The following is a 21,934-nucleotide window of genomic DNA, read 5'->3' as shown; positions in this document are numbered from 1 at the left end:
CGTCGGCTAGGTCCTCTCGGCGTCCTCGGCCGCCTGTTCCACCAGCGGGATGATCCGCAGCGGAACGGGGTTCTCCATCACGATCGCGGTGGCGGCCCGGACAATGCCATCAAAACCGACAACCAGGTCGATGACCCTCTGGAGATCGGCGTTGGAGCGGGCCACCAGCCGGCACAGCATGTCCCCGCTGCCTGTGGTGGTGTGCAGTTCGAGCACCTCGGGCACGGTCGCCAAGTGCGCGCGGACGTCGGCCCCTTGGCCCTGGCGGATCTGGAGGGTGGCGAAGGCGGTGACGGGGTACCCGAGAGCGGCAGGGTCCACCTGCGGTCCGAACCCGCGGATGACGCCATTCGACTGAAGCCGGTCCAGCCGCGCCTGCACCGTCCCGCGCGCCACCCCGAGCCGCCGGGACATCTCAAGGACCCCGATCCGCGGCTCCCGCGCCAGCAGCACGATGATCCGGCCGTCCAGACGGTCGATCGCCACAGCCGCCTCCCTGGTGTGGTGGTCATCCTGTACAGAAGTCCGGGAAATCCCGGCCACTGACTGAACACATTGCCCAGCAAAAAAAGAAACTATTGCGCACCTTGCCGCATGGGGATGAGGCTGCCGCTATGACGCAGACCACACACCACACTCCCGACACCGCCCGGCAGGCCGACCCCTTCCCGGTCAAGGGAATGGACGGGGTCGTCTTCGCCGTGGGCAACGCCAAGCAGGCGGCGCACTACTACTCCACCGCCTTCGGCATGAAGCTGGTCGCGTACTCCGGACCGGAGAACGGCAGCCGCGAGACCGCGAGCTACGTCCTGGAGAACGGCTCCGCCCGCTTCGTCCTCACCTCCGTCATCAAGCCTGCCACCACCTGGGGCCACTTCCTCGCCCGGCATGTGGCCGAGCACGGCGACGGGGTCGTCGACCTCGCCATCGAGGTCCCGGACGCCCGCCGCGCGTACGCCTACGCCATCGAGCACGGCGCGAAGAGCGTCGCCGAGCCGTACGAGCTGAAGGACGAGCACGGCACGGTCGTCCTCGCCGCGATCGCCACGTACGGCGAGACCCGCCACACCCTCGTCGACCGCTCCGGCTACGACGGCCCCTACCTCCCGGGCTTCGTCGCCGCCGCCCCCATGGTCGAACCGCCCGCCCGGCGCACCTTCCAGGCCATCGACCACTGCGTGGGCAACGTCGAGCTCGGCAGGATGAACGAGTGGGTCGGCTTCTACAACAAGGTCATGGGCTTCACGAACATGAAGGAGTTCGTGGGCGACGACATCGCCACCGAGTACAGCGCGCTGATGTCGAAGGTCGTCGCCGACGGCACCCTCAAGGTCAAGTTCCCGATCAACGAGCCCGCCATCGCCAAGAAGAAGTCCCAGATCGACGAGTACCTGGAGTTCTACGGCGGCGCGGGCGTCCAGCACATCGCGCTCAACACGAACGACATCGTGCAGACGGTCCGCACGATGCGCGCGGCCGGCGTGGAGTTCCTGAACACCCCGGACTCGTACTACGACACCCTCGGCGAGTGGGTCGGCGACACCCGGGTGCCGGTCGAGACCCTGCGCGAGCTGAAGATCCTCGCCGACCGCGACGAGGACGGCTATCTGCTGCAGATCTTCACCAAGCCGGTCCAGGACCGTCCGACCGTCTTCTTCGAGATCATCGAGCGGCACGGCTCGATGGGCTTCGGCAAGGGCAACTTCAAGGCCCTGTTCGAGGCGATCGAGCGGGAGCAGGAGAAGCGCGGCAACCTCTGAGGCCTGTGCGGACCCTGTGAATCCGTAGAACATGCAACCGGAGAACGCCGGTTGACGCTCTCATGTCCTGTGGGTGCCAAGGGGGCATCCACAGGACTCGGGGGAGAGCGTGACCACTCCGGCAGACCTCGCCGTACCGTCCGTCCGCTGGCTCTGGCAGAAGGCCACGCTGAAGGAGCCGACGGTGCTGCAGTCGTTCGCGTTCGACGAGGCACACAAGCACCTGTACGTCCTTCAGGTCACCGCCACCGGCCACGCGGCCGGCGACCTGTGCCTGAACAAGCTGGATTACCAGGGCAACCGGCTGGGCGCCATGTATCTGAAGGGCTTCGGGCACGGCGTCAGCATGGGCGTCCAGCGCGACGCCAAGGACGGCTCCACCTGGATCTGGACCGAGGCCGACGCCGAGAACGGCTACGGGCAGGGTGTCACCCGCTTCCACTTCAAGGACGGGGCCGTCCGCACCGGCGCGGACGTCAGGATCCGCAAGCCCGTCCCGGGCTCCACCAACAACCAGCCGTCCGTGTGCACGGCCTCCCGGCGCATCGCCGTCCGCTACCGGGACAAGGCCAACAAGCCCCGCTACCGGATATGGGACCTGGACGCCTTCACCGCCCACGACTACGCCGACCCGATCGCGGACATCGCCCAGGTGGGCGCCCACCCCGACCCGAAGATCCCCTTCCAGGGCTACGCCCTGCACCGCGACGTCATCTACCAGCTCGCGGGCACGGCCTACGACGCGAAGACCAACCCGGCCGCGAAGCACGGCAACGCATACGTCTCCAGCCTCGACATCACCACCGGCAAGCTGCTCCAGCAGCAGCGCACCGAGGCCGGCTACACGCTCACCTACCGCGAACCGGAGGGTGTCGCCGTGCGCGGTACAGCGGACGCGAAGGTGTACCTCGGCTTCGCCTCGGGGGAGCGGGGGGCACGCCGCTTCTCGATCTTCGTCAAGGACGACGAACAGCCGTAGCGGGAGCCGTAGTCTGGCCGCATGGCCAGGATCAACGACGTGGGCGGTACGGAGGGCTTCGGCGCCGTCGACGTCACCGACGACGCCGCGCCCTTCCACGCGGACTGGGAGGCCCGTGTCGTGGGGCTCCTCGGTGCCCTGCGCGCGCAGGGGATCTTCAACACCAACGAGTTCCGGGACGCCATCGAGTCGATGCCGCCCAGGGAGTACCTGGCGGCGTCGTACTACGAGCGCTGGTTCGAGGCGATCCGCACCCTGCTGGAACGCAAGGGCGTGATCGAGCCGGGTGAGCTGGACGATCTCGATGGCTGACGGCGACCGTTTCCCGCCGGGCACGGCGGTCCGCACCTTCCATCACGACCCGCCGCACCACACCCGCCTGCCGCGGTACGCACGCGGCAAGCGGGGCGTCGTCCTCGAGCCGGAGGGGCGGGCGGAACTGGCCGACATCAGTGCTCAGGGGCGCGGGGACGCGCCGGTCGAGCAGGTCTACGCGGTCCGGTTCGCGGCCCGTGACCTGTGGGGCGAGGGCGACCACCACGTCGTACTGGACCTGTGGGAAAGCTACTTGGAAGCGGACGAGGAAGGTGCGGCCCGATGAGCGGTGACCACTCCGACGCGACGATCGCGCGGCGGGTACGGCGCCTGGAGACCCTGCTGGAGGAGAAGGGGATCGTGTCGGGCGCCCGGCTGGACGAGATCATCGACGCCTCCCTGACCGGCGCCTCGCCCGCGAACGGCGCGCGCGTCGTCGCCCGTGCCTGGACCGACGCGGACTTCAGGGCGCGGCTCCTGGCGGACGGCACCGCCGCCGTCCGCGAACTCGGCTACATGGAGGGCTCGTACCAGCGCCTGCGGGTCGTCGAGAACACGGACACGACCCACAACGTCATCGTCTGCACCCTCTGCTCCTGCTATCCGCTGCGCCTGCTCGGCCCGTCCCCGAGCTGGTACAAGTCCGAGGCCTACCGCTCCCGCGTGGTCCGCGAACCCCGGGCCGTACTGGCCGAGTTCGGCCTCGAACTGCCCGCCGGCACGGAGATCACGGTGTGGGACTCCAGCGCGGAGACGCGCTACATGGTGCTCCCGCGCCGCCCCGACGGCACGGACGCCCTGGACGAGGACCAGCTCGCGGCACTCGTCACCCGCAACGCACTGATCGGAACCGCGGCTGTCTGATGTTCCAGTTCCGGGTGTTCCAGCGGTTCCGGATGTCTCCTAGTCGTCGTCCTCGGCGCTCGGGCTGCCCGACGGCAGCGGCTCGTCCGGTGGGTCGCCCAGCGTCGCCAGCGCCTGCTTCGCCAGGGGCACCCTGAGCGGCGAGAAGTACGGATTGATCCGCAACGCCTCCTGCAGATGCCGCCGCGCGGGCCAGACCAGCTCCAGCTCCTGCTCGATCATGCCCCGGTGGTACGCGTACAGCGCACTGCGTACGGCGCCCCCGTGCGCCCTGTCCGTCGCCGCCATGGCGAACTTCAGCGCCCCCTTGTCGTCCCCCGCCATGTGCAGCGCCCACCCCAGGGCATCCGCCACCTCGGTCCCGGGCTGTCGCCGCCACTCGGCGCGCAGCAGCCGCACGGCCGCCCGCGCGTCCCCGTGGTCCGCCTCGAACACACCGAGCACCAGGTCGTCGTCCACACCGCCCGCCACCTCGTCCCGCACCCGGGTGCCCAGCACGTCGTACTCCGCGCGGGCGGCGTCCGCCATCCCCAGCGACTCGTACAACTCGCCCAGTTCCAGGGCATACCGAGGACACGGCTGCTTGTCGAGCGCCACCCGGTACGCGTTCAGCGCCTCCGTCGTGCGGCCCAGTGCCGCCAGCGTCCTGCCCTGCCCGGCCTGCGCGGCCCGCTGGTCGGGGTCGAGCCGCACCGCCGCCTGGAAGTGCCGGAGCGCCTCCTCCAGGTCCCCGCGCTCGAAGGCCAGCTGCCCGGACCGCTCCAGCCATGCCGCCTGCTCGGCCGGTGTGCCCGCGGCCGCCGCCGCGTCGGACAGGGCGGCCGCGGCGTCCTCCCGCCAGCCCCGGTCGCGGTAGAGGGCCGCGGCCCGCGCCCGCACGGCGGCCGCCCCCGGGCGCAACTCCAGCAGCCGGTCGAGCGTCTTCTTGGCCGCCTTGTAGTCGCCGAGCCCGGTGTAGGCGTCGATCAGCAGCGGATACGTCGTCCACCGCTTCGGCGCGAGCTTCAGCGCCGCCTCGCCCCAGGCCCGCGCCGACCGGAAGTCCCGGCGGGCGTTCGCCAGCGCCGCCATGCCGTCCAGTGCCGCCGCGTTCCCCTTCTCCCGGACCTTCAGCGAGGTCCGCAGCGCCCTCTCGGCCCGTGGATAGTTCGACGCGTCCGCCGTGCGCCGACCCTGCTCCACATAGGCCGACCCGAGCACCGCCCACGACTGCGCGTCCTCGGGGTGCGCCCGCACCCGGGCCTCGCGCCCCGCGATCAGCATCGCCAGGTCCGGCAGCGCGGCCGGCACGCCGGAGGTCACCGCCGTCAGCGCCTGGGCGCCCGGTGCGGGCGCCGGCGCCACCGGCCGGGGTGCGGCCGCCCGCTCCCAGGGCCACAGCGCCAGCGCCCCGCCGAGCACGGCACACCCCGCGACGGCGGCGATCAGCACCCGCCGGACCGGACGCGGGCGGCGGCCCTCCGCTTGCTTCTCCATGGCGATCACTGTGCGTCAATACGACGAGCACATCCCGGCATACGTCCGGTGCCGTAGACGGGGTTCACACCGATGGCCCCGGGTGCGACGCTGTGATCATGAGCCGTATCGAAGCGCCTCGCGACGAAGTGACAGGCAACCTCGTCGACCGTCTGCTGGGCGGTCTGCCCGCCGAGGCCGTCCTGACCGACCCGGACGTCACGGCCTCCTACGCCAACGACATGGCCAGCTTCTGCCCGGCCGGCACCCCCGCCGTGGTCGTGCTGCCCCGCACGGTCGAAGAGGTCCAGCACGTCATGCGCATCGCCACCGAACTGCGCGTCCCGGTCGTCCCGCAGGGCGCCCGCACGGGCCTGTCGGGCGGCGCCAACGCCTCCGACGGCTGCATCGTGCTGTCCCTCACCAAGATGGACCGCATCCTGGAGATCAGTCCCGTCGACCGCATCGCCGTGGTCGAACCGGGCGTCATCAACGCGACCCTCTCCCGCGCGGTCGGCGAACACGGCCTGTACTACCCGCCGGACCCGTCCAGCTGGGAGATGTGCACGATCGGCGGCAACATCGGCACGGCCTCGGGCGGACTGTGCTGTGTGAAGTACGGGGTCACGGCCGAGTACGTGCTCGGCCTGGAGGTCGTGCTGGCCGACGGGCGGCTCATGTCCACCGGCCGCCGTACGGCCAAGGGCGTGGCCGGTTACGACCTCACCCGGCTCTTCGTCGGCTCCGAGGGCTCGCTCGGCATCGTCGTCAAGGCGATCCTGGCGCTCAGGCCGCAGCCACCGCAGCAGCTGGTGCTGGCCGCCGAGTTCGCGTCCGGCGCGGCCGCCTGCGACGCCGTGTGCAGGATCATGGAGGGCGGCCACGTTCCGTCCCTGCTCGAACTGATGGACCGTACGACGGTCAAGGCGGTCAACGACCTCGCGCACATGGGCCTTCCGGAGACCACGGAGGCCCTGCTCCTGGCGGCCTTCGACACCCCGGACCCCGCCGCCGACCTCGCCGCCGTCGGCGCGCTGTGCGAGGCGGCGGGCGCCACCCAGGTCGTCCCCGCCGACGACTTCGCCGAGTCCGAACTCCTCCTCCAGGCGCGGCGGTTGTCACTCACCGCGCTCGAGGCCGTCAGCGGTACGACGATGATCGACGACGTGTGCGTGCCCCGGTCCAGGCTCGGCGAGATGCTCGAAGGCACCGAGCGGATCGCCGAGAAGTACCAGCTCACCATCGGGGTCGTCGCGCACGCCGGCGACGGCAACACCCATCCGACGGTCTGCTTCGACGCCGCCGACCCCGACGAGTCCCGGCGCGCCCGCGAGTCCTTCGACGAGATCATGGCCCTCGGGCTCGAACTCGGCGGCACGATCACCGGCGAGCACGGCGTGGGCGTCCTGAAGAAGGAGTGGCTGGCGCGCGAGATCGGCCCGGTGGGGGTGGAGATGCAGCGTGCGGTCAAGCAGGTCTTCGACCCGCTGGGCATCCTGAACCCGGGCAAACTCTTCTGACAGCCGGACCGCGTCACTGGGCGAGCAGCTGGTCGAGCGCGGCGTCGATCCCCAGCTGCTCGCCCTCAGTCCCCGGGGGCACCACCCGCAGCGTCCGCTCCAGCCAGGCCGACACCTGAGCGGCAGGTGCCTCCAGCAGGGCGTCACCGTCGGGTGAACTGAGCGCCATCAGAACGACGCTGCGGCCCTCCGACTTGGTCGGCCACACCCGCACGTCCCCGTGCCCGCAGGCCCGGAACACGCCCTCCACCAGGAGGTCGCGGGAGAACGTCCAGTACACGGGGTTCTCGGAGTTGATGTGGAAGGTGACGTGGACGGCGTACGGGTCGTCGGTGCGGTAGCCCAGCCGGGCCGGGACCGGAATGCTGCGCTCCGGGGACAGGATCAGTCTGAGCTCGAGCTCGCGCTCCACCACGGTGTAGTGCATGTCGTGCGGTTCCTCTCTCGGGCAGGTGTACGGGGCCCTGCGGGTGGGCCCGTACACGTGGAGAGGGGAGAGGGGCGCGAGCATTACGCGGGTTCGGAGAATTTTTTTTCCGGACGTGTGAGGACGGTGCACGGCGTTGCCCGAAAGGGGTGGGACTGGCGGGACTGTCGGTGGGGGTTGCGCCCGTCTGACTGTGCTTTCCCGGGGGCCAACCCCCGGACCCCCGGCCGAACGATTCGTGGCTCCCCGGGTTTTATTCGTGTGAAGTACATGTACGAGGTTGCCCGGAAAGGGGTGGGACTGGCGGGACTGTCGGTGGGGGTTGCGCCCGTCTGGTAGATGTGGAGGCCTCTATATTCACCCCCGAGCAGATACGGGACGACGGACATGAGCGCCCCAACCCCGGCACCCGGTGACAACAGGCCCCGCGAAGGGTATTACCCGGACCCGTCCATTCCCGGATACGTCCGGTACTGGAACGGCGCGTCCTGGGTGCCGGGCACCAGCCGTCCGGCCCCGACGGACGGCGAGTCGCTCGCCCCGCCGCCCGGCAGCGACCCGGCTCCGGTCGAGGAGACGGGACCGCACTTCTTCGACGAGGACCCGGCGCCGCAGTCGGCCCCGGCCCAGCACGGCAACCGACCCGAACCCTCGAGCGCCTGGGGCGCCGACAGCTCCCGGCAGTCCGGCTTCGGCGGCGACCAGGACCGCCGGGTCTCGTGGGGCAACCCGCCCTCCGCGGACCCTCGCCTCGCCGACGGTGCCCCGCCCCAGCCGGACGGCCAGGCGTCCCGCACCGACGGCACGGCGACGATCCCGCCGGCGAACCCGGAAGCGGACGCCCCGGCCTCCGGCGGCACGTTCGTGTTCCGCAGGCCGACGGCGCGGACCGGGGAGACGGAGCCCCCGGCAGCGGCCGGCCGCGGCATCCCCGGCCCCGGTGGCCCCGCGGCCGACGAGGGCACCATGACGTTCCGTGCGCTGTCCCAGCGCACGGGCAGGCAGGGCGGGGCGCAGAACGGCAGCACGGGGGCGCCCGGCTTCGGCGCGGGCAAGGCGGCCGCCGACCGTGCCGCGGCGGCGCAGGCGCAGCCCGCCCCCTCGGGCCCCCAGCAGGCCACCCCGGTGATCCCGCCGCAGGGCGGCGGCGCCCGGCCCGCAGCGGCCGTGCAGCAGCCCGCCGCGCAGGCCCCCGCACCCGTCGCCACCCCCATGACCAGCGGCCCCGGCGGCGGCCAGCACTCCTGGGCGCAGCAGGTCCACCGGCTCGCGGGCGCCGACGAGGACCAGCCCGTGGCCCCCTGGAAGCCGCCGGTCGAGGACATCTTCCAGGCGGCCGCCATGCGCCAGGCGGCGGCCCGCCCCGCAGGCCTCGGCAAGCGGCTGGCCGCCCGGCTGCTGGACACCGTCGTCCTCGCGGCCGTCACGGCCGTGGCCGCCGTACCGCTCGGCAGCAAGGCCGTCGACCACGTCAACGAGAAGATCGACGAGGCCAGGCTCTCCGGCCAGACCGTGACCGTCTGGCTGCTGGACGGCACGACGTCGGTGTACCTGGGCATCATCCTGGCCGTACTGCTCGGCTTCGGCGTCCTCTACGAGGTGCTGCCCACAGCCAAGTGGGGCCGCACGCTCGGCAAGAAGCTGCTGGGTCTCGAGGTGCGGGACATCGAGGCGCACGAGCCGCCGTCGTTCGGCGGGGCGCTGCGCCGCTGGCTCGTGTACAGCGTGCCGGGCCTGCTCGGCGTCGGCATCGTGGGTGTCGTGTGGTGCGTGTTCGACCGCCCGTGGCACCAGTGCTGGCACGACAAGGCAGCGGGTACGTTCGTCGCGGGCTGACCGCGTCCGACGTATGCACCAGCCGATTCGGTACTCCGGACGGCCGTTCGCCGGATGCGGAGCCGGGAGGTTCGCGGTCCACTCGGGCCATGAGCAGCGAACCGCCCCCCGGATCCGGCGGACCGCCGGAGGACGACCCGTTCAGGAAGCAGCCCCCTCCTGGCCAGGGATCGGGCTCACCGTACGACGCCCCCGGCGGTGGCGGGCAGCCACCGCCGTACGGCGGTGACCCCTACGGCGGCGGCCAGTACCCCACCGACCCCCTCGCCGGTATGCCCCCGCTCGCCGAGAGCGGCAGGCGCACGCTCGCCCGGATCATCGACCTGATCCTCGTGGGCATCGTCGTCTGGCTGCTCACCTGGGCGTTCAACGTCCACGAGTACGACGTGAACGGCAACAACCTCTCCTACACCAAGTCCTTCGCGCAGTCGCTGATCGCCGCCGTGCTCTACATCGGCTACGACACGTATCTGATCAGCAGGACGGGACAGACGCTCGGCAAGAAGTGGCTGAGCATGCGCGTCGCCAACCTCGACAACGGCTCCACGCCCTCCGTGCAGACCTCACTGACCCGCGCGGCGGTGCTGTGGATCCCGTTCGCGTTCTGCTGCGCGTGCATCTGGACCGCGATCGCGGGCGGCTGGAGCTACTTCGACCGCCCGTACAAGCAGGGCCTGCACGACAAGGCGGCCAAGACCGTGGTGGTCAGCACCCATTGAGGCGGCAGGTCAGGACGCGGCGCGCTCGTGCACGGGCTCGGAGGCCGCTGCGGCGACCGTGGCCGGTACGGGGACCTCCTGCTCCGTCTCCACGGTCGCGGGCTGCCGGACCAGGACCACCTTCGGCCTGGGCAGTGGGACCGTCATGGCGACCAGAAGCCCGAGGGCGAGTGCGGCGAAGGCGATGACCGCGATCCCCACGCCCGAACTCGTCTGCGACAGCAGCAGCATGGCGAGTGTCGAGAAGATCACGGTGCAGGAACCGTAGACGAGCTGGGCGGGCGTCGGACGAGGCATGGCAATCGTGTCCTCGGAAGTGGGGGTCCACGGGCGAGTCGGCCTGGGTTTCTGCCGATTTCCGGGCAGTCCGCCAACCGACTCTAATCGCGTGCATGCCCGAGTGGAACGAACGGTAAGCGTGACCTAACCAACAGTGCCGGTGCACAGGGGGCGCACGGAGTCATGGCGTCCATCAAGTGGACGTTCGAACGCGCCGGTCGGAGTGTCCGCAAAGCGAACCTCAGCTCCGCATAGTGCCATTGTTGTGTCCAAGTCAAGGTCTGTCTTTTCTTACCGACCTCTAGTCAAATTGCGTCACTTGACTTGCCACCTTGACCAAGAGGAACTCAAGTGACCCCAAAACCCTGGACGTTCAGAGCAACCGCGGTCGGCGTCGCGCTCGCGGCGGCCACTGCCACGTTCTCGACGTTCGCCGTGGCCCAGGCCGCCGACCCGGCCGCGACGGCCACTCGTGACCGCCATGACCCGGCGGCGGTCAAGAGCGTGGAGCAGGACGACCTCGACGGTCCGCTCTCCAAGACCCAGGATGCCCAGCGCCAGGAGGCCCTGAACCAGGTCATATCCGGCCAGGCCCAGGTCAAGGACCGGGGCGGTTCGCAGGTCGTCCAGCTGAAGGGCAAGAAGGGCGACCCCAAGTACGTGGAGCTGGGCCGGGAGAAGACCGACAAGATCTTCACGATCCTGGTCGAGTTCGGCGACAAGATAGACAGCACGTACGGCGGCACGGCGGGCCCCGCGCACAACCAGATAGCCCAGCCCGACCGGGCGAAGGACAACTCGACCGCCTGGCAGGCGGACTACAACCGCCAGCACTTCCAGGACCTCTACTTCGGCACCGGCACGGACTCCATGAAGTCCTTCTACGAGAAGCAGTCCTCGGGCCGCTACTCGGTGGACGGCGAGGTCGCCGACTGGGTCAAGGTCCCCTACAACGAGGCCCGCTACGGCAACAACGCCTGCGGCTCCACCAACTGCACCAGCGTGTGGAACGTCGTCAGGGACGGCGTCACCGCGTGGGTCGCCCAGCAGAAGGCAGCCGGCAAGTCCGACGCCGACATCAAGGCGGACCTGGCGAAGTTCGACCAGTGGGACCGCTACGACTACGACGGCGACGGCAACTTCAACGAGCCCGACGGCTACATAGACCACTTCCAGATCGTGCACGCCGGCGAGGACGAGTCCGCGGGCGGCGGCGCCCAGGGCACGGACGCCATCTGGGCGCACCGCTGGTACGCGTTCGGCAGCGACACGGGCAGCACCGGCCCCACGGGCAACAAACTGGGTGGCGCGCAGATAGGCGACACCGGCATCTGGGTCGGCGACTACACCATCCAGCCGGAGAACGGCGGACTCGGCGTCTTCGCCCACGAGTACGGCCACGACCTGGGTCTGCCGGACCACTACGACACCACCAACGCCGGTGAGAACTCGACCGGTTTCTGGACGCTGATGTCCAACGGTTCCTGGCTCGGCCGCGGCGAGGACACCATCGGTGACCTGCCCGGCAACTTCAACGCCTGGGACAAGCTGCAGCTGGGCTGGCTGAACTACGACACGGCGAAGGCCGCGACGAAGTCGAAGCACAAGCTGGGTGTCGCGGAGTACAACACCAAGAACAAGCAGGCGCTGGTGGTCTCGCTGCCCGACAAGGCGGTCACCACCGAGGTCGTGCCCCCCGCCCAGGGCTCGTCCCAGTGGTGGAGCGGCAGCGGCAACGACCTCAAGAACACGCTGACGCGGTCGGTCGACCTCACCGGCAAGTCCAAGGCCACCCTCACCCTGGACGGCTACTACGACATCGAGGCGGGCTTCGACTACCTCTACGCCGAGGTGTCGACCGACGGCGGCGCCAACTGGACCCCGCTCGACGGCACGGTGGACGGCCAGGCCATCCCGCGCGACGGCAGCGACAAGCCGGCGCTGACGGGCACGGTCGACGGCTACAAGAAGCTGTCGTACTCGCTGGACGCCTACGCGGGCCAGAAGATCGGCCTGCGCTTCCGCTACCAGACCGACGGCGGTGTGGCGCAGAAGGGCTTCACTGCCGACGAGATCACGGTGACCGCGGACGGCACGGCGCTGTTCAGCGACAACGCCGAGAGCGCGGACCCGGATTGGACCGCCACCGGCTTCTCCCGCATCGGCGCGTCCTTCACCAAGGACTACAAGCAGTACTACATCGCGGAGAACCGCCAGTACGTGTCGTACGACAGGACGCTCAAGGTCGGCCCGTACAACTTCGGCTTCTCGACGACCCGTCCGGACTGGGTGGAGCACTACCCGTACCAGAACGGTCTGTTGATCTGGAAGTGGGACACCTCGCAGCAGGACAACAACACCAGCCAGCACCCCGGTGTGGGCCTGGTCCTGCCCGTCGACTCGCACCCGACGGCGCTGAAGTGGTCCGACGGCAAGCCGATGCGCAGCCGTATCCAGTCCTACGACTCGCCGTTCAGCCTGTACCGCACGGACGGCATCACGCTGCACAACGCGGACGTCGAGACGAGGATCCCGTCCTCGAAGGGCGTGCCGGTCTTCGACGACCATGCGAGCACGTACTACGACGACTCGACCCCGTTCGCCGGTGTCAAGATCACTGACACCAATACCAAGATCAAGATCGTCAGGGAGGCCAAGGATGGCTCGACGATCAAGGTCGAGGTCGGTCCCGCGGTGAAGTAGTCGACATTTCCGCAGGTCAGAAGCGTATCGGCGGCGACCCCCTGGCGGGTTGCCGCCGATCGTGTTTAGGTGCGTCCTGTGCTTCCCTTATTGACACCGGTAACGACAACGACTCGCACGGGGGTGTGACTGCATGGCCGCAGGAGGTTTCTGCAAGCTGCCGACAGGCAGCGTGGTGGTGGCGCTGAACCTGCCCAGCCCCACCGCCGACGGCACGGGCTGCATACGCTTCCTCGTGCACGCCCAGAACCGGGCGCGGGCCCTGACCAGGCTGCGCAACCTGGGCATGCGGGCGGTGTACCTGCGCGGCAACGCCGCCCCGCCCACCCCGGACGAGATCACCGCGGTCCTGCACCACCCCGACGGCCTCATATGGCGCACGGCACCTGACATCGGTGTCGTAACCGGCCCGGAGCTGCCCCAGGAGCTGTGGCACCCGGTCAGGGCCTTGCTGAGGCGTCCCACGGCTCCGGCGCAACCGGACGTGCACGGCAGCGCCCCTTCAGGGGCGCGGGGCGGCATTGAATCTGCGGCTACCGCCGCGCGGGCGCGACCAGCCACGACGAACCTGTAGTCGCTCGACAACCCATCGCGGCACAGCGAGGCGTCAGGCAACCACAGGCTTCCCGGACAACTCCACACCCGCCGAGCGCAGCTCCTCCAGAGCACGCTCGGTGGTTTCCTCGGCCACCCCGGCGGTCAGGTCGAGCAGCACCTGGGTGCGGAACCCCTCCCGGGCGGCGTCCAGCGCGGTGGCGCGCACGCAGTGGTCGGTGGCGATCCCGACGACGTCGACCTCGCCGACCTCCCGGGCGCGCAGCCAGTCGGCCAGCTTGACGCCGTTCTCGTCGGCCCCCTCGAACCCGCTGTACGCCGCCGCGTACGCGCCCTTGTCGAAGACGGCGTCGACCGCCCCGGAGGCGACGGCGGGCGCGAAGTTCGGGTGGAAGCCGACGCCCTCGGTGCCCGCTACGCAGTGCGCGGGCCAGGAGTGCTGGAAATCGGGGTTGTCGGCGAAGTGGCCGCCGGGTGCGATGTGGTGGTCGCGGGTGGCCACCACATGCCGGTAGCCGGAGCCGCCCGCCTGCCCGATCAGCTCGGTGATGGCGGCGGCCACATCGGCACCCCCGGCCACGGCGAGGCTGCCCCCCTCGCAGAAGTCGTTCTGCACGTCAACGACGATCAAGGCGCGGCGCATGGTGGGTGTCCTTCTCGACGATGGGGTCGGGGGAGGGGTGCGGGCCCGGCCATGGAACTTCCGAGCGTATTGAGTTCCCGTCCGGTAGGGGAGGGGGCGTCACGGGGCGTATCCGGCGGCACCTGCTTTAGCTACCCGAGCGCCCGTGTACGTACTCCGTCGGAATGACCGGTTCCCCGCGCGAGAGCTGGGTCGCGGACAGCGGCAGATTGGCGCGCGCGGCCGTGTGCCGGTCGCGTACGACGTCCAGCGGCTCGCGCGCCACCACGTCGCCGCCCTTGACCAGCTCGACCAGCAGCTGCCGGTCCGCCAGCTCGGCCGGGACGGTGCCGGTGCCGACGACCTCGGCCTCCGCGACGCCGTCCGCGTCGAGGCGCCGCGCGGCCCACTTGCGGCCGCCGATGGACGTCTTGCCGCCGCTGGACTTCTTCGCCACCGGCACCAGCGGCGCCCTCGGGTCCGCGGATTCGGCGCGGGCGACCAGCTTGTACACCATCGAACAGGTCGGGTGCCCCGACCCGGTCACCAGCTGGGTACCGACGCCGTACGCGTCCACGGGCGCAGCCGCCAGCGAGGCGATGGCGTACTCGTCGAGGTCCGAGGTCACGATGATCTTCGTGGCCGTCGCGCCCAGCTCGTCCAGCTGCTGCCGCACCCGGTGCGCGACCAGCAGCAGGTCGCCGGAGTCGATGCGCACGGCGCCCAGCTCGGGCCCGGCGATCTCGACGGCCGCCCGGACGGCCTCGGCGACGTCGTAGGTGTCCACGAGCAGGGTGGTGTTCCGGCCGAGCGAGTCCACCTGGGCCCGGAAGGCGTCCCGCTCGCGGTCGTGCAGGAGGGTGAAGGCGTGGGCGGAGGTCCCGACGGTCGGGATGTTGTAGCGGAACCCGGCCGCGAGGTCCGAGGTGGAGGCGAAACCGCCGACGTACGCGGCACGTGAGGCGGCGACGGCCGCGAGCTCGTGGGTGCGCCGGGCGCCCATCTCGATCAGCGGGCGCTGTCCGGCGGCCGAGGACATCCGGGAGGCGGCCGCGGCGATCGCGGAGTCGTGGTTGAGGATGGAGAGGATCACCGTCTCCAGCAGCACGCACTCGGCGAACGAGCCCTCGACCCGCATGATCGGCGAGCCCGGGAAGTACACCTCGCCCTCCGGGTAGCCCCACACGTCACCGGAGAAGCGGTAGGAGTCGAGCCACTCGAGGGTCGCCTCGTCGACGATGTTCCGCTCGCGCAGGAAGCCGAGGACGTCTGCGTCGAAGCGGAAGTTCTCCACGGCGTCCAGGACCCGCCCGGTGCCGGCCACCACGCCGTAGCGCCGCCCCTCCGGCAGCCGCCGGGTGAAGACCTCGAAGACGCTTCGCCGTTCGGCCGTACCGGCCTTGAGGGCGGCCTGCAGCATCGTGAGCTCGTACTGGTCCGTGAAGAGCGCCGTCGAGGGAACGTCCACCGGCAGCCCAAGGTCCGCTGTGTTCATGGCAAGGAATGCTACACCCCTTCGCGTCAGTGTGACGATTTGTGGGGCCCGTGGCAGCATGGGCTGTGTGACGTCACCCGCTCCCCTTGAGATCGAACGGACCGAATCTGCGGAAGAGGTCTTCGCCGTACCCGAGCCGGACGTCCCCTGGGTCACGATCGTCCACAACGACCCGGTCAACCTCATGAGCTATGTGACGTACGTCTTCCAGACGTACTTCGGCTACACCAAGGACAAGGCCACCAAGCTCATGCTCGATGTCCACCACAAGGGCCGGGCGGTCGTCTCCAGCGGCACTCGCGAGGAGATGGAACGCGACGTGCAGGCCATGCACGGCTACGGACTGTGGGCCACCCTCCAGCAGGACCGGAAGTAGCGACTCAACCTGATGCCAGGAACCTTCGAACCGCTCCCCGGCGGCGGCGCGGCCGTCGCGCTCGACGACGTCGAGATCTCCATCATCCGGTCGCTGGCCGTCCAGCTCCTGGAGCTCGTCGGACCCGGCCCCGGCGAGGACGCCCCCGACGACCCGCTGGCCGAGCTGTTCGCCGAGGGCCCCAGTGAGCCCCCTAAGGATCCCGTGCTCAAGCGGCTCTTCCCGGACGCCTACAGCGACCCGGAGGGCACCCCCGGCACCGAGGAGGCCGAGGAACAGCAGGCGTACTCCGCCGAGTTCCGCCGTTTCACGGAGAACGACCTGCGCGCCGCCAAGCGTGAGAGCGCCCTCGCCGTGATCCGTTCCCTGGACGCGCTCACACCGGCGGGCGACGGCGGGGCGATCCTCAAGCTGTCCGTCGAGGAGTCCCGGCAGTGGCTCGGCACCCTCAACGACCTGCGCCTGGCGATCGGCTCCCGGCTGGAGATCACCGACGAGGACGACACCGACCTCCTCTACCGCCTCCCGGACGAGGACCCGCGCAAGCCGATGGTGATGGCGTACCTGTGGCTCGGCGGCCTCCAGGAGACGCTCGTCTCGACCCTTATGCCCTGATCCGAGGCGTTCGGCGTTCGCTCAGAGGACGCTCAAATCCGGATAACGATGAGGTCACCAGGGTCGCCTTCTATGCGCCCGTGGGGTGGCCTTTGTCCGGTTCTCCCTGTGGCGTGCGCCACATTTCCCTCGGGCGATCAAGATTGCGGCCGTGATAAATCTTCACGACCGCCCGGCGAACACCACCCATGTTCAGCCGGGTGCGCCACCGAGCCGGCGGATCGCCGGCCAGGCACGGACGGGTCCGCAAAACCCGCCCAGCTCCATCAATCCGGGGGGATCGAGACCCGATCCGGGGCCGACGAGAGGCCCGGGGTCGGAATGGAGAAAGGCGCACCACCACATGACCTCCGCTCAGGTCGGTACGGACAACGCCCCCGAGGGGGCCGAAGAGGGGTACGAGCGCGGGCTCGGCAGCCGTCAGGTCCAGATGATCGCGATCGGCGGCGCCATCGGCGTCGGCCTCTTCCTGGGTGCCGGGGCGAACATCGCCAAGGCCGGCCCCAGCCTCATCTTCATGTACGCCCTCGCGGGCGTGATCATCTTCTTCATCATGCGGGCACTCGGCGAGCTGCTCCTCTACCGCCCGGTCTCGGGCTCCTTCGCGGAGTACTCCCGCGAGTTCCTCGGCCCGTTCTTCGGCTACTTCACCGCCTGGACCTACTGGCTGATGTGGGTCGTCACGGGCATGGCCGAGCTGACGGCCGCCGCGATCTACGTCCACTACTGGTTCCCGCACGTCCCGCAATGGACCACCGCCCTGGTCTTCCTGGTGATCCTCTTCGGGGTCAACCTGATCTCCGTGAAGCTCTTCGGCGAGCTGGAGTTCTGGTTCTCGATGGTCAAGGTCACCGCGCTGATCGGCATGATCGTGATCGGCCTCGGCGTCCTCACCTTCGGCTTCAGCGCCGCCGGTGACACCGCCTCCGTCGCCAACCTCTGGCAGTTCGACGGCTTCTTCCCCAAGGGCGTCGGCTCGTCCCTGATGACCCTGCAGGGCGTCATGTTCGCCTACCTCGCCGTCGAGCTGGTCGGTGTCACGGCCGGCGAGTCCGAGAACCCGGAGAAGACCCTCCCCAAGGCGATCAACACCCTGCCCTGGCGCATCGCGCTGTTCTACGTCGGCGCGCTCACCGTCATCCTCTGCGTGGTCAAGTGGACCGAGTTCGCGGACGGCGTCAGCCCCTTCGTGAAGGCGTTCGCGCTGATCGGCATCCCGGCCGGTGCGGGCATCGTCAACTTCGTCGTCCTGACCGCGGCCCTGTCCTCCTGCAACTCGGGCATGTACTCCACGGGCCGCATGCTGCGCACGCTGGCGGACAACGGCGAGGCCCCGCGCGCCTTCGCCAAGCTGTCGGCCTCCAAGACCCCGGCCCTCGGCATCACCGTCTCCGTCGCCTTCATGGGCATCGGTGTGGTCCTCAACTACATCGTCCCGGAGAAGGCGTTCGGCTACGTCACCTCGGTGGCCACCGCGGCCGGCATCTGGACCTGGCTGATGATCCTGATCAGCCATGTCCTCTACCGCCGTGCGGTCGTCGCGGGCCGGCTGCCCGCCTCGTCCTTCCCGGCACCGGGCGGCGCGGTGTGCTCGTACATCGCCATCGTGTTCCTGCTCTTCGTCACCGGCCTGATCGCCTACGACGCCGACTCCCGCGTCTGCCTCTACGTGATGGCCGGCTGGGCGGTCGTCCTCGGCATCGGCTGGGCGATCCTGAAGGCGAGCAACCCGGAGGTCACCCGGCGGCGCGAGCCCGAGCTGGAGAAGGTCGGCTGACCGCAGCTCTCTGTTCGGCATCCGGGCCGTCCCGTACCACCCCTCGGTACGGGACGGCCCATCTGATCGTCCTGGTAGTCCCCCTGCTTATCCTGACGAGCATGCTGACCATCACCCAGGCCCTCGTCGACCAGATCGTCGCGCACGCGCGCAAGGACCACCCCGACGAGGCGTGCGGCGTCGTCGCGGGCCCGGCCGGTTCGGACCGCCCCGAGCGGTTCATCCCGATGCTGAACGCGGCCATGTCGCCCACGTTCTACGAGTTCGACTCCGGCGACCTGTTGGGGCTCTACCGCGAGATGGACGACCGCGACGAGGAGCCGGTGGTCATCTACCACTCCCACACCGCGACCGAGGCCTACCCGTCCCGCACCGACATCTCCTACGCCAACGAGCCCGGTGCCCACTACGTGCTGGTCTCCACCGCGGACACCGACGGCCTCGGCGACTTCCAGTTCCGCTCGTACCGGATCGTGGAGGGCGAGGTCACGGAGGAGGAGGTCACGGTCGTGGAGGCCTACTGATCTCGCGGTTCGGTCAGAATTCGTCCAGTATTCGAGATCACACTCCGGGACCGGGGCCGGGAATCGATACGATGACCCCATGGTTTTCCACGACGTGAGCGACAAGACGCCGGGCATGCTGCTCGTGGCGCGGCTGCACGTCGACCTGTGCAGGCTGCAGAGCGCCATCTGTACGCGCTGACCCCTGCCGCCGTACGGCCGTGAGCCGCGGCGCCTTGTGCACCACACGCTGTACTGCGCTGCCGCGCGCCCACCGACTGACTACTCCCGACAGGAGCCCTGAGCCATGGCCATCGAGGTCCGCATCCCCACCATCCTTCGCACCTACACCGACGGCGAGAAGGCGGTGGAGGGCAACGGGGACACCCTCGCCGAGCTCTTCGCCGACCTCGAGACCCGGCATGCGGGCATCCAGGCCCGCATCGTGGACAACGGCGAGCTGCGCCGCTTCGTCAACGTCTATCTGAACGACGAGGACGTCCGCTTCCTCGAGGGCATCAACACCAAGGTCGCCGACGGCGACAACGTCACGATCCTGCCGGCCGTGGCCGGCGGCATGGCCTGATCCGCATGCGCTACGACTCCCCGCTGGCCGCGGTGGGCAACACCCCCCTGGTGCGCCTGCCGCGGTTGTCGCCGTCCGAGGACGTCCGCATCTGGGCCAAGCTGGAGGACCGCAACCCCACCGGCTCGGTCAAGGACCGCCCGGCCCTGCACATGATCGAACAGGCGGAGAAGGACGGCCGTCTGACCCCGGGCTGCACCATCCTGGAGCCGACGAGCGGCAACACCGGCATCTCCCTCGCCATGGCCGCGAAGCTCAAGGGCTACCGCATGGTGTGCGTGATGCCCGAGAACACCTCGCAGGAGCGCCGCGACCTGCTCGGCATGTGGGGCGCGGAGATCATCTCCTCCCCGGCGGCGGGCGGCTCCAACACCGCGGTCCGGGTCGCCAAGGAACTCTCGGCCGAGCACCCGGACTGGGTGATGCTCTACCAGTACGGCAACCCGGACAACGCGGGCGCCCACTACGCGACCACCGGCCCCGAGATCCTCGCCGACCTCCCCTCGGTCACCCACTTCGTGGCGGGCCTCGGGACCACGGGGACGCTGATGGGCGTCGGCCGCTTCCTGCGCGAGAACAAGCCCGATGTGAAGATCGTCGCCGCCGAACCGCGCTACGACGACCTGGTGTACGGGCTCAGGAACCTCGACGAGGGCTTCGTACCGGAGCTGTACGACGCCTCCGTGCTGACGACCCGCTTCTCCGTCGGCTCGGCGGACGCCGTCACCCGCACCCGTGAACTCCTCCAGCAGGAGGGCATCTTCGCGGGCGTCTCCACCGGAGCGGCCCTGCACGCGGCGATCGGCGTCGGCACCAAGGCCCTCAAGGCCGGCGAGAGCGCGGACATCGTGTTCGTCGTGGCCGACGGCGGCTGGAAGTACCTGTCGACGGGCGTCTACACGGCGGCCACGACGGAGGAAGCCATCGAAACGTTGCAGGGGCAGCTCTGGGCGTGATCAGCCACCCCAGGGGCGCGGGGCTGTGTTGAACATGCGGCTCCGCCGCGTGGGCGCGACCAGCCCCCACTGGCCCGCAGACAAGTAACCGGCCCCACCAGCGGAGCGCTACGTCGCCAGGTGACGGACCTGGTCCCACAGGACCGGGTCCACCACACCCACCCTCCGCCGGAACTCCCACACCGGAACCTCGCGCAGCTCGTCCGTCTCCAGGAAGCTCGCGCGCCCCTGCGCATCGCCCACGGCCCCCGGCGGCAACGGGATCACCCCGGCCCGCTCGTCGTGGTACTTGCTGGTGATCTTCGCGACCACCGCCCGCTCCCCGTGCACCACCAGCACCAGACAGGGCCGGTCCTTGTTGCCCGGCCGGTCCTCGTACGGAACGTTCGCCCACCAGATCTCCGCGGGCTTGGGCCGCCCGCCACCCCGCACGCCCGGCCGGCCCGGCGGCCGCGTCCGGCGCCCCGCCGGCCGCCGCCCCCGCCCCCAGCCGTCGACGAGCGTGGCGACCAGCGCGAGCAGTATCACCGCCGCGAGCGCGAGCCACCATGACGTGTCCATACGAAGACGTTACCGGCGCACGATCAGCGCCGCGCGCCCTCTGCGCAACCCGCGCTCGCCCTCTCGCGCCTCACCCGCCCCGCTTCCAGCCGAACCGGTGACACCACAGGTGAGTTCGCCCACAACAGCCCCTGCCTGAGGAGCGACCGGACGTTTTGCGCCTTACGCTCGACGGACCGCACGACCCCCGTTCCCCTTCCCAGAAAAGTTCCCGCCAGCGGAGGTTTCTGCTTCATGAAGCTCACCGTCGTCGGTTGCTCGGGGTCGTTCCCGTCCGCGGAATCGGCCTGCTCGAGCTACCTCGTAGAGGCCGACGGCTTCCGGCTGCTTCTCGACATGGGCAACGGTGCCCTTGGCGAGCTGCAGCGCCACTGCGGTCTCTACGACCTCGACGCGATCTTCCTCAGCCATCTGCACGCCGACCACTGCATCGACATGTGCGCCTACTTCGTGGCGCGCTACTACCGGCACGACGGCGGCCGCTGCGACCCGATCCCCGTCTACGGACCCGAGGGAACGGAACACCGGCTGACCACCGCCTACGCCGACACCCCCACCGCCTCTTCCATGAGCGAGGTCTTCGACTTCCACACGGTCAAGCCGTCCACGTTCGAGATCGGCCCGTTCACGGTGCACACGGAACGCGTGGCCCATCCCGTGGAGGCGTACGGCATCCGCATCGAGCACGGCGGGACGTCCCTGACCTACTCCGGCGACACGGGCACGACCCCCGTCCTGGACGAACTCGCCCGCGACACCGACCTGTTCCTGTGCGAGGCCGCCTTCACGCACGGCAAGGAGAGCATCCCCGACCTGCACCTCAACGGCCGCGAGGCAGGCGAGACGGCGGCCCGGGCGGGCGCCCGGCGCCTGGTCCTGACGCACATCCCGCCGTGGACCGACCCACAGGTCAACCTGGCGGACGCCCGCGCGGTGTTCGACGGCCCGGTGGAACTGGCGGCGCCGAGGCAGTCGTACGAGATCTAGCGCGACGAACATGCGGAAGGCTCCCGGAACCGAGGGGTTCCGGG

Annotated in this window: 24 protein-coding genes and 1 pseudogene; 18 read left to right on the top strand and 7 right to left on the bottom strand. The window is 69.9% G+C overall.

Features of this window, described 5'->3' with window-relative positions; translation table 11 throughout:
* Window positions 1-6: 6 nt before the first annotated feature.
* Window positions 7-486 carry an Lrp/AsnC family transcriptional regulator gene (locus tag ABT254_RS28855; protein ID WP_351476065.1) on the bottom strand — a complete coding sequence of 160 codons (480 nt, stop codon included), beginning with the start codon at window positions 484-486 and terminating at the stop codon, window positions 7-9.
* Between the two features lie 128 nt (window positions 487-614).
* On the opposite strand from ABT254_RS28855, the gene hppD reads away from it, so the two are divergent.
* The 5 genes from hppD (at window position 615) to nthA (ending at window position 3,918) form a co-directional block, all read left to right on the top strand.
* Window positions 615-1,760: a 4-hydroxyphenylpyruvate dioxygenase gene (hppD, locus tag ABT254_RS28850; RefSeq protein WP_351476062.1), complete on the top strand. Its 1,146-nt coding sequence runs from the start codon at window positions 615-617 to the stop codon at window positions 1,758-1,760.
* 109 nt (window positions 1,761-1,869) lie between these two features.
* Entirely contained in the window at window positions 1,870-2,739 is an 870-nt protein-coding gene (locus tag ABT254_RS28845) for a phage baseplate protein (protein WP_351476060.1), read from the top strand.
* Window positions 2,740-2,760: 21 nt separating this feature from the next.
* Window positions 2,761-3,051, top strand: a complete 291-nt coding sequence (locus ABT254_RS28840; RefSeq protein ID WP_351476057.1) for a hypothetical protein — start codon at window positions 2,761-2,763, stop codon at window positions 3,049-3,051.
* Window positions 3,044-3,340 (top strand): SH3-like domain-containing protein, encoded by a 297-nt coding sequence (locus ABT254_RS28835; protein WP_351476055.1) that lies wholly within the window; start codon window positions 3,044-3,046, stop codon window positions 3,338-3,340. The genes ABT254_RS28840 and ABT254_RS28835 overlap by 8 nt, the downstream gene beginning before the upstream one ends.
* Window positions 3,337-3,918, top strand: a complete 582-nt coding sequence (gene nthA, locus ABT254_RS28830) for a nitrile hydratase subunit alpha (protein WP_351476052.1) — start codon at window positions 3,337-3,339, stop codon at window positions 3,916-3,918. The genes ABT254_RS28835 and nthA overlap by 4 nt, the downstream gene beginning before the upstream one ends.
* Window positions 3,919-3,957: 39 nt before the next feature.
* Here the strand turns inward: nthA and ABT254_RS28825 are convergent, their stop codons facing one another.
* A complete protein-coding gene (locus ABT254_RS28825; RefSeq protein WP_351476049.1) occupies window positions 3,958-5,394 on the bottom strand; it encodes a tetratricopeptide repeat protein in 1,437 nt (478 codons plus the stop codon).
* A gap of 92 nt (window positions 5,395-5,486) precedes the next feature.
* On the opposite strand from ABT254_RS28825, the gene ABT254_RS28820 reads away from it, so the two are divergent.
* A complete protein-coding gene (locus tag ABT254_RS28820; RefSeq protein ID WP_351476047.1) occupies window positions 5,487-6,893 on the top strand; it encodes an FAD-binding oxidoreductase in 1,407 nt (468 codons plus the stop codon).
* Window positions 6,894-6,906: 13 nt separating this feature from the next.
* On the opposite strand, the gene ABT254_RS28815 is transcribed toward ABT254_RS28820, so the two are convergent.
* Window positions 6,907-7,320: an SsgA family sporulation/cell division regulator gene (locus tag ABT254_RS28815; protein ID WP_351476044.1), complete on the bottom strand. Its 414-nt coding sequence runs from the start codon at window positions 7,318-7,320 to the stop codon at window positions 6,907-6,909.
* Between the two features lie 387 nt (window positions 7,321-7,707).
* Between ABT254_RS28815 and ABT254_RS28810 the strand changes: the two genes are divergently transcribed.
* Together ABT254_RS28810 and ABT254_RS28805 are read left to right on the top strand one after the other, a co-directional pair.
* The gene (locus tag ABT254_RS28810; RefSeq protein WP_351476041.1) at window positions 7,708-9,156 is read left to right on the top strand and encodes an RDD family protein; all 1,449 of its coding nucleotides are present in this window, start codon (window positions 7,708-7,710) and stop codon (window positions 9,154-9,156) included.
* Window positions 9,157-9,245: 89 nt separating this feature from the next.
* Complete coding sequence (locus ABT254_RS28805; RefSeq protein ID WP_351476038.1) at window positions 9,246-9,875, top strand: RDD family protein; 630 nt, start codon at window positions 9,246-9,248, stop codon at window positions 9,873-9,875.
* Between the two features lie 9 nt (window positions 9,876-9,884).
* On the opposite strand, the gene ABT254_RS28800 is transcribed toward ABT254_RS28805, so the two are convergent.
* Window positions 9,885-10,172 carry a hypothetical protein gene (locus tag ABT254_RS28800; RefSeq protein WP_351476035.1) on the bottom strand — a complete coding sequence of 96 codons (288 nt, stop codon included), beginning with the start codon at window positions 10,170-10,172 and terminating at the stop codon, window positions 9,885-9,887.
* Window positions 10,173-10,505: 333 nt separating this feature from the next.
* Here ABT254_RS28800 and ABT254_RS28795 point away from each other — a divergent pair, with 333 nt between their 5' ends.
* On the top strand, window positions 10,506-12,857 hold the full coding sequence (locus tag ABT254_RS28795) for an immune inhibitor A domain-containing protein (RefSeq protein WP_351476032.1): 2,352 nt from the start codon (window positions 10,506-10,508) through the stop codon (window positions 12,855-12,857).
* 133 nt (window positions 12,858-12,990) lie between these two features.
* Window positions 12,991-13,326, top strand: a pseudogene (locus ABT254_RS28790) (hypothetical protein); the annotation flags it as partial.
* 138 nt (window positions 13,327-13,464) lie between these two features.
* Here ABT254_RS28790 and ABT254_RS28785 read toward each other — a convergent pair.
* Both ABT254_RS28785 and ABT254_RS28780 read right to left on the bottom strand, forming a co-directional pair.
* The gene (locus ABT254_RS28785) at window positions 13,465-14,055 is read right to left on the bottom strand and encodes an isochorismatase family protein (protein ID WP_351476029.1); all 591 of its coding nucleotides are present in this window, start codon (window positions 14,053-14,055) and stop codon (window positions 13,465-13,467) included.
* A gap of 127 nt (window positions 14,056-14,182) precedes the next feature.
* Window positions 14,183-15,529, bottom strand: coding sequence for a nicotinate phosphoribosyltransferase (locus ABT254_RS28780; protein WP_351476026.1), 1,347 nt, complete (start codon window positions 15,527-15,529; stop codon window positions 14,183-14,185).
* Window positions 15,530-15,587: 58 nt separating this feature from the next.
* Here ABT254_RS28780 and clpS point away from each other — a divergent pair, with 58 nt between their 5' ends.
* The 7 genes from clpS to ABT254_RS28745 all read left to right on the top strand — a co-directional run bounded on the left by clpS (window position 15,588) and on the right by ABT254_RS28745 (window position 20,342).
* The gene (gene clpS / locus ABT254_RS28775) at window positions 15,588-15,905 is read left to right on the top strand and encodes an ATP-dependent Clp protease adapter ClpS (protein WP_030943626.1); all 318 of its coding nucleotides are present in this window, start codon (window positions 15,588-15,590) and stop codon (window positions 15,903-15,905) included.
* A gap of 12 nt (window positions 15,906-15,917) precedes the next feature.
* Window positions 15,918-16,520, top strand: a complete 603-nt coding sequence (locus tag ABT254_RS28770; RefSeq protein WP_351476022.1) for a DUF2017 domain-containing protein — start codon at window positions 15,918-15,920, stop codon at window positions 16,518-16,520.
* 343 nt (window positions 16,521-16,863) lie between these two features.
* Complete coding sequence (locus ABT254_RS28765) at window positions 16,864-18,297, top strand: amino acid permease (RefSeq protein ID WP_351476019.1); 1,434 nt, start codon at window positions 16,864-16,866, stop codon at window positions 18,295-18,297.
* 101 nt (window positions 18,298-18,398) lie between these two features.
* Window positions 18,399-18,821 (top strand): M67 family metallopeptidase, encoded by a 423-nt coding sequence (locus tag ABT254_RS28760; RefSeq protein WP_351476016.1) that lies wholly within the window; start codon window positions 18,399-18,401, stop codon window positions 18,819-18,821.
* Between the two features lie 79 nt (window positions 18,822-18,900).
* The gene (locus ABT254_RS28755; protein ID WP_311736770.1) at window positions 18,901-19,002 is read left to right on the top strand and encodes a putative leader peptide; all 102 of its coding nucleotides are present in this window, start codon (window positions 18,901-18,903) and stop codon (window positions 19,000-19,002) included.
* A gap of 105 nt (window positions 19,003-19,107) precedes the next feature.
* Window positions 19,108-19,386 (top strand): MoaD/ThiS family protein, encoded by a 279-nt coding sequence (locus ABT254_RS28750; protein ID WP_351476012.1) that lies wholly within the window; start codon window positions 19,108-19,110, stop codon window positions 19,384-19,386.
* Window positions 19,387-19,391: 5 nt separating this feature from the next.
* Window positions 19,392-20,342, top strand: a complete 951-nt coding sequence (locus tag ABT254_RS28745; protein ID WP_351476009.1) for a PLP-dependent cysteine synthase family protein — start codon at window positions 19,392-19,394, stop codon at window positions 20,340-20,342.
* A gap of 108 nt (window positions 20,343-20,450) precedes the next feature.
* On the opposite strand, the gene ABT254_RS28740 is transcribed toward ABT254_RS28745, so the two are convergent.
* On the bottom strand, window positions 20,451-20,903 hold the full coding sequence (locus tag ABT254_RS28740) for a type II toxin-antitoxin system PemK/MazF family toxin (RefSeq protein ID WP_266955760.1): 453 nt from the start codon (window positions 20,901-20,903) through the stop codon (window positions 20,451-20,453).
* A 234-nt stretch (window positions 20,904-21,137) separates the two neighbouring features.
* Here ABT254_RS28740 and ABT254_RS28735 point away from each other — a divergent pair, with 234 nt between their 5' ends.
* Window positions 21,138-21,890, top strand: a complete 753-nt coding sequence (locus ABT254_RS28735; protein ID WP_351476007.1) for an MBL fold metallo-hydrolase — start codon at window positions 21,138-21,140, stop codon at window positions 21,888-21,890.
* The last annotated feature ends 44 nt before the right edge of the window (window positions 21,891-21,934 follow it).

This window comes from Streptomyces sp. NPDC001137 (assembly GCF_040298885.1).
Classification (GTDB): domain Bacteria; phylum Actinomycetota; class Actinomycetes; order Streptomycetales; family Streptomycetaceae; genus Streptomyces.
The sequence above is the reverse complement of the archived record's forward strand: the minus strand, read 5'-3'. Positions and strand labels throughout refer to the sequence as shown.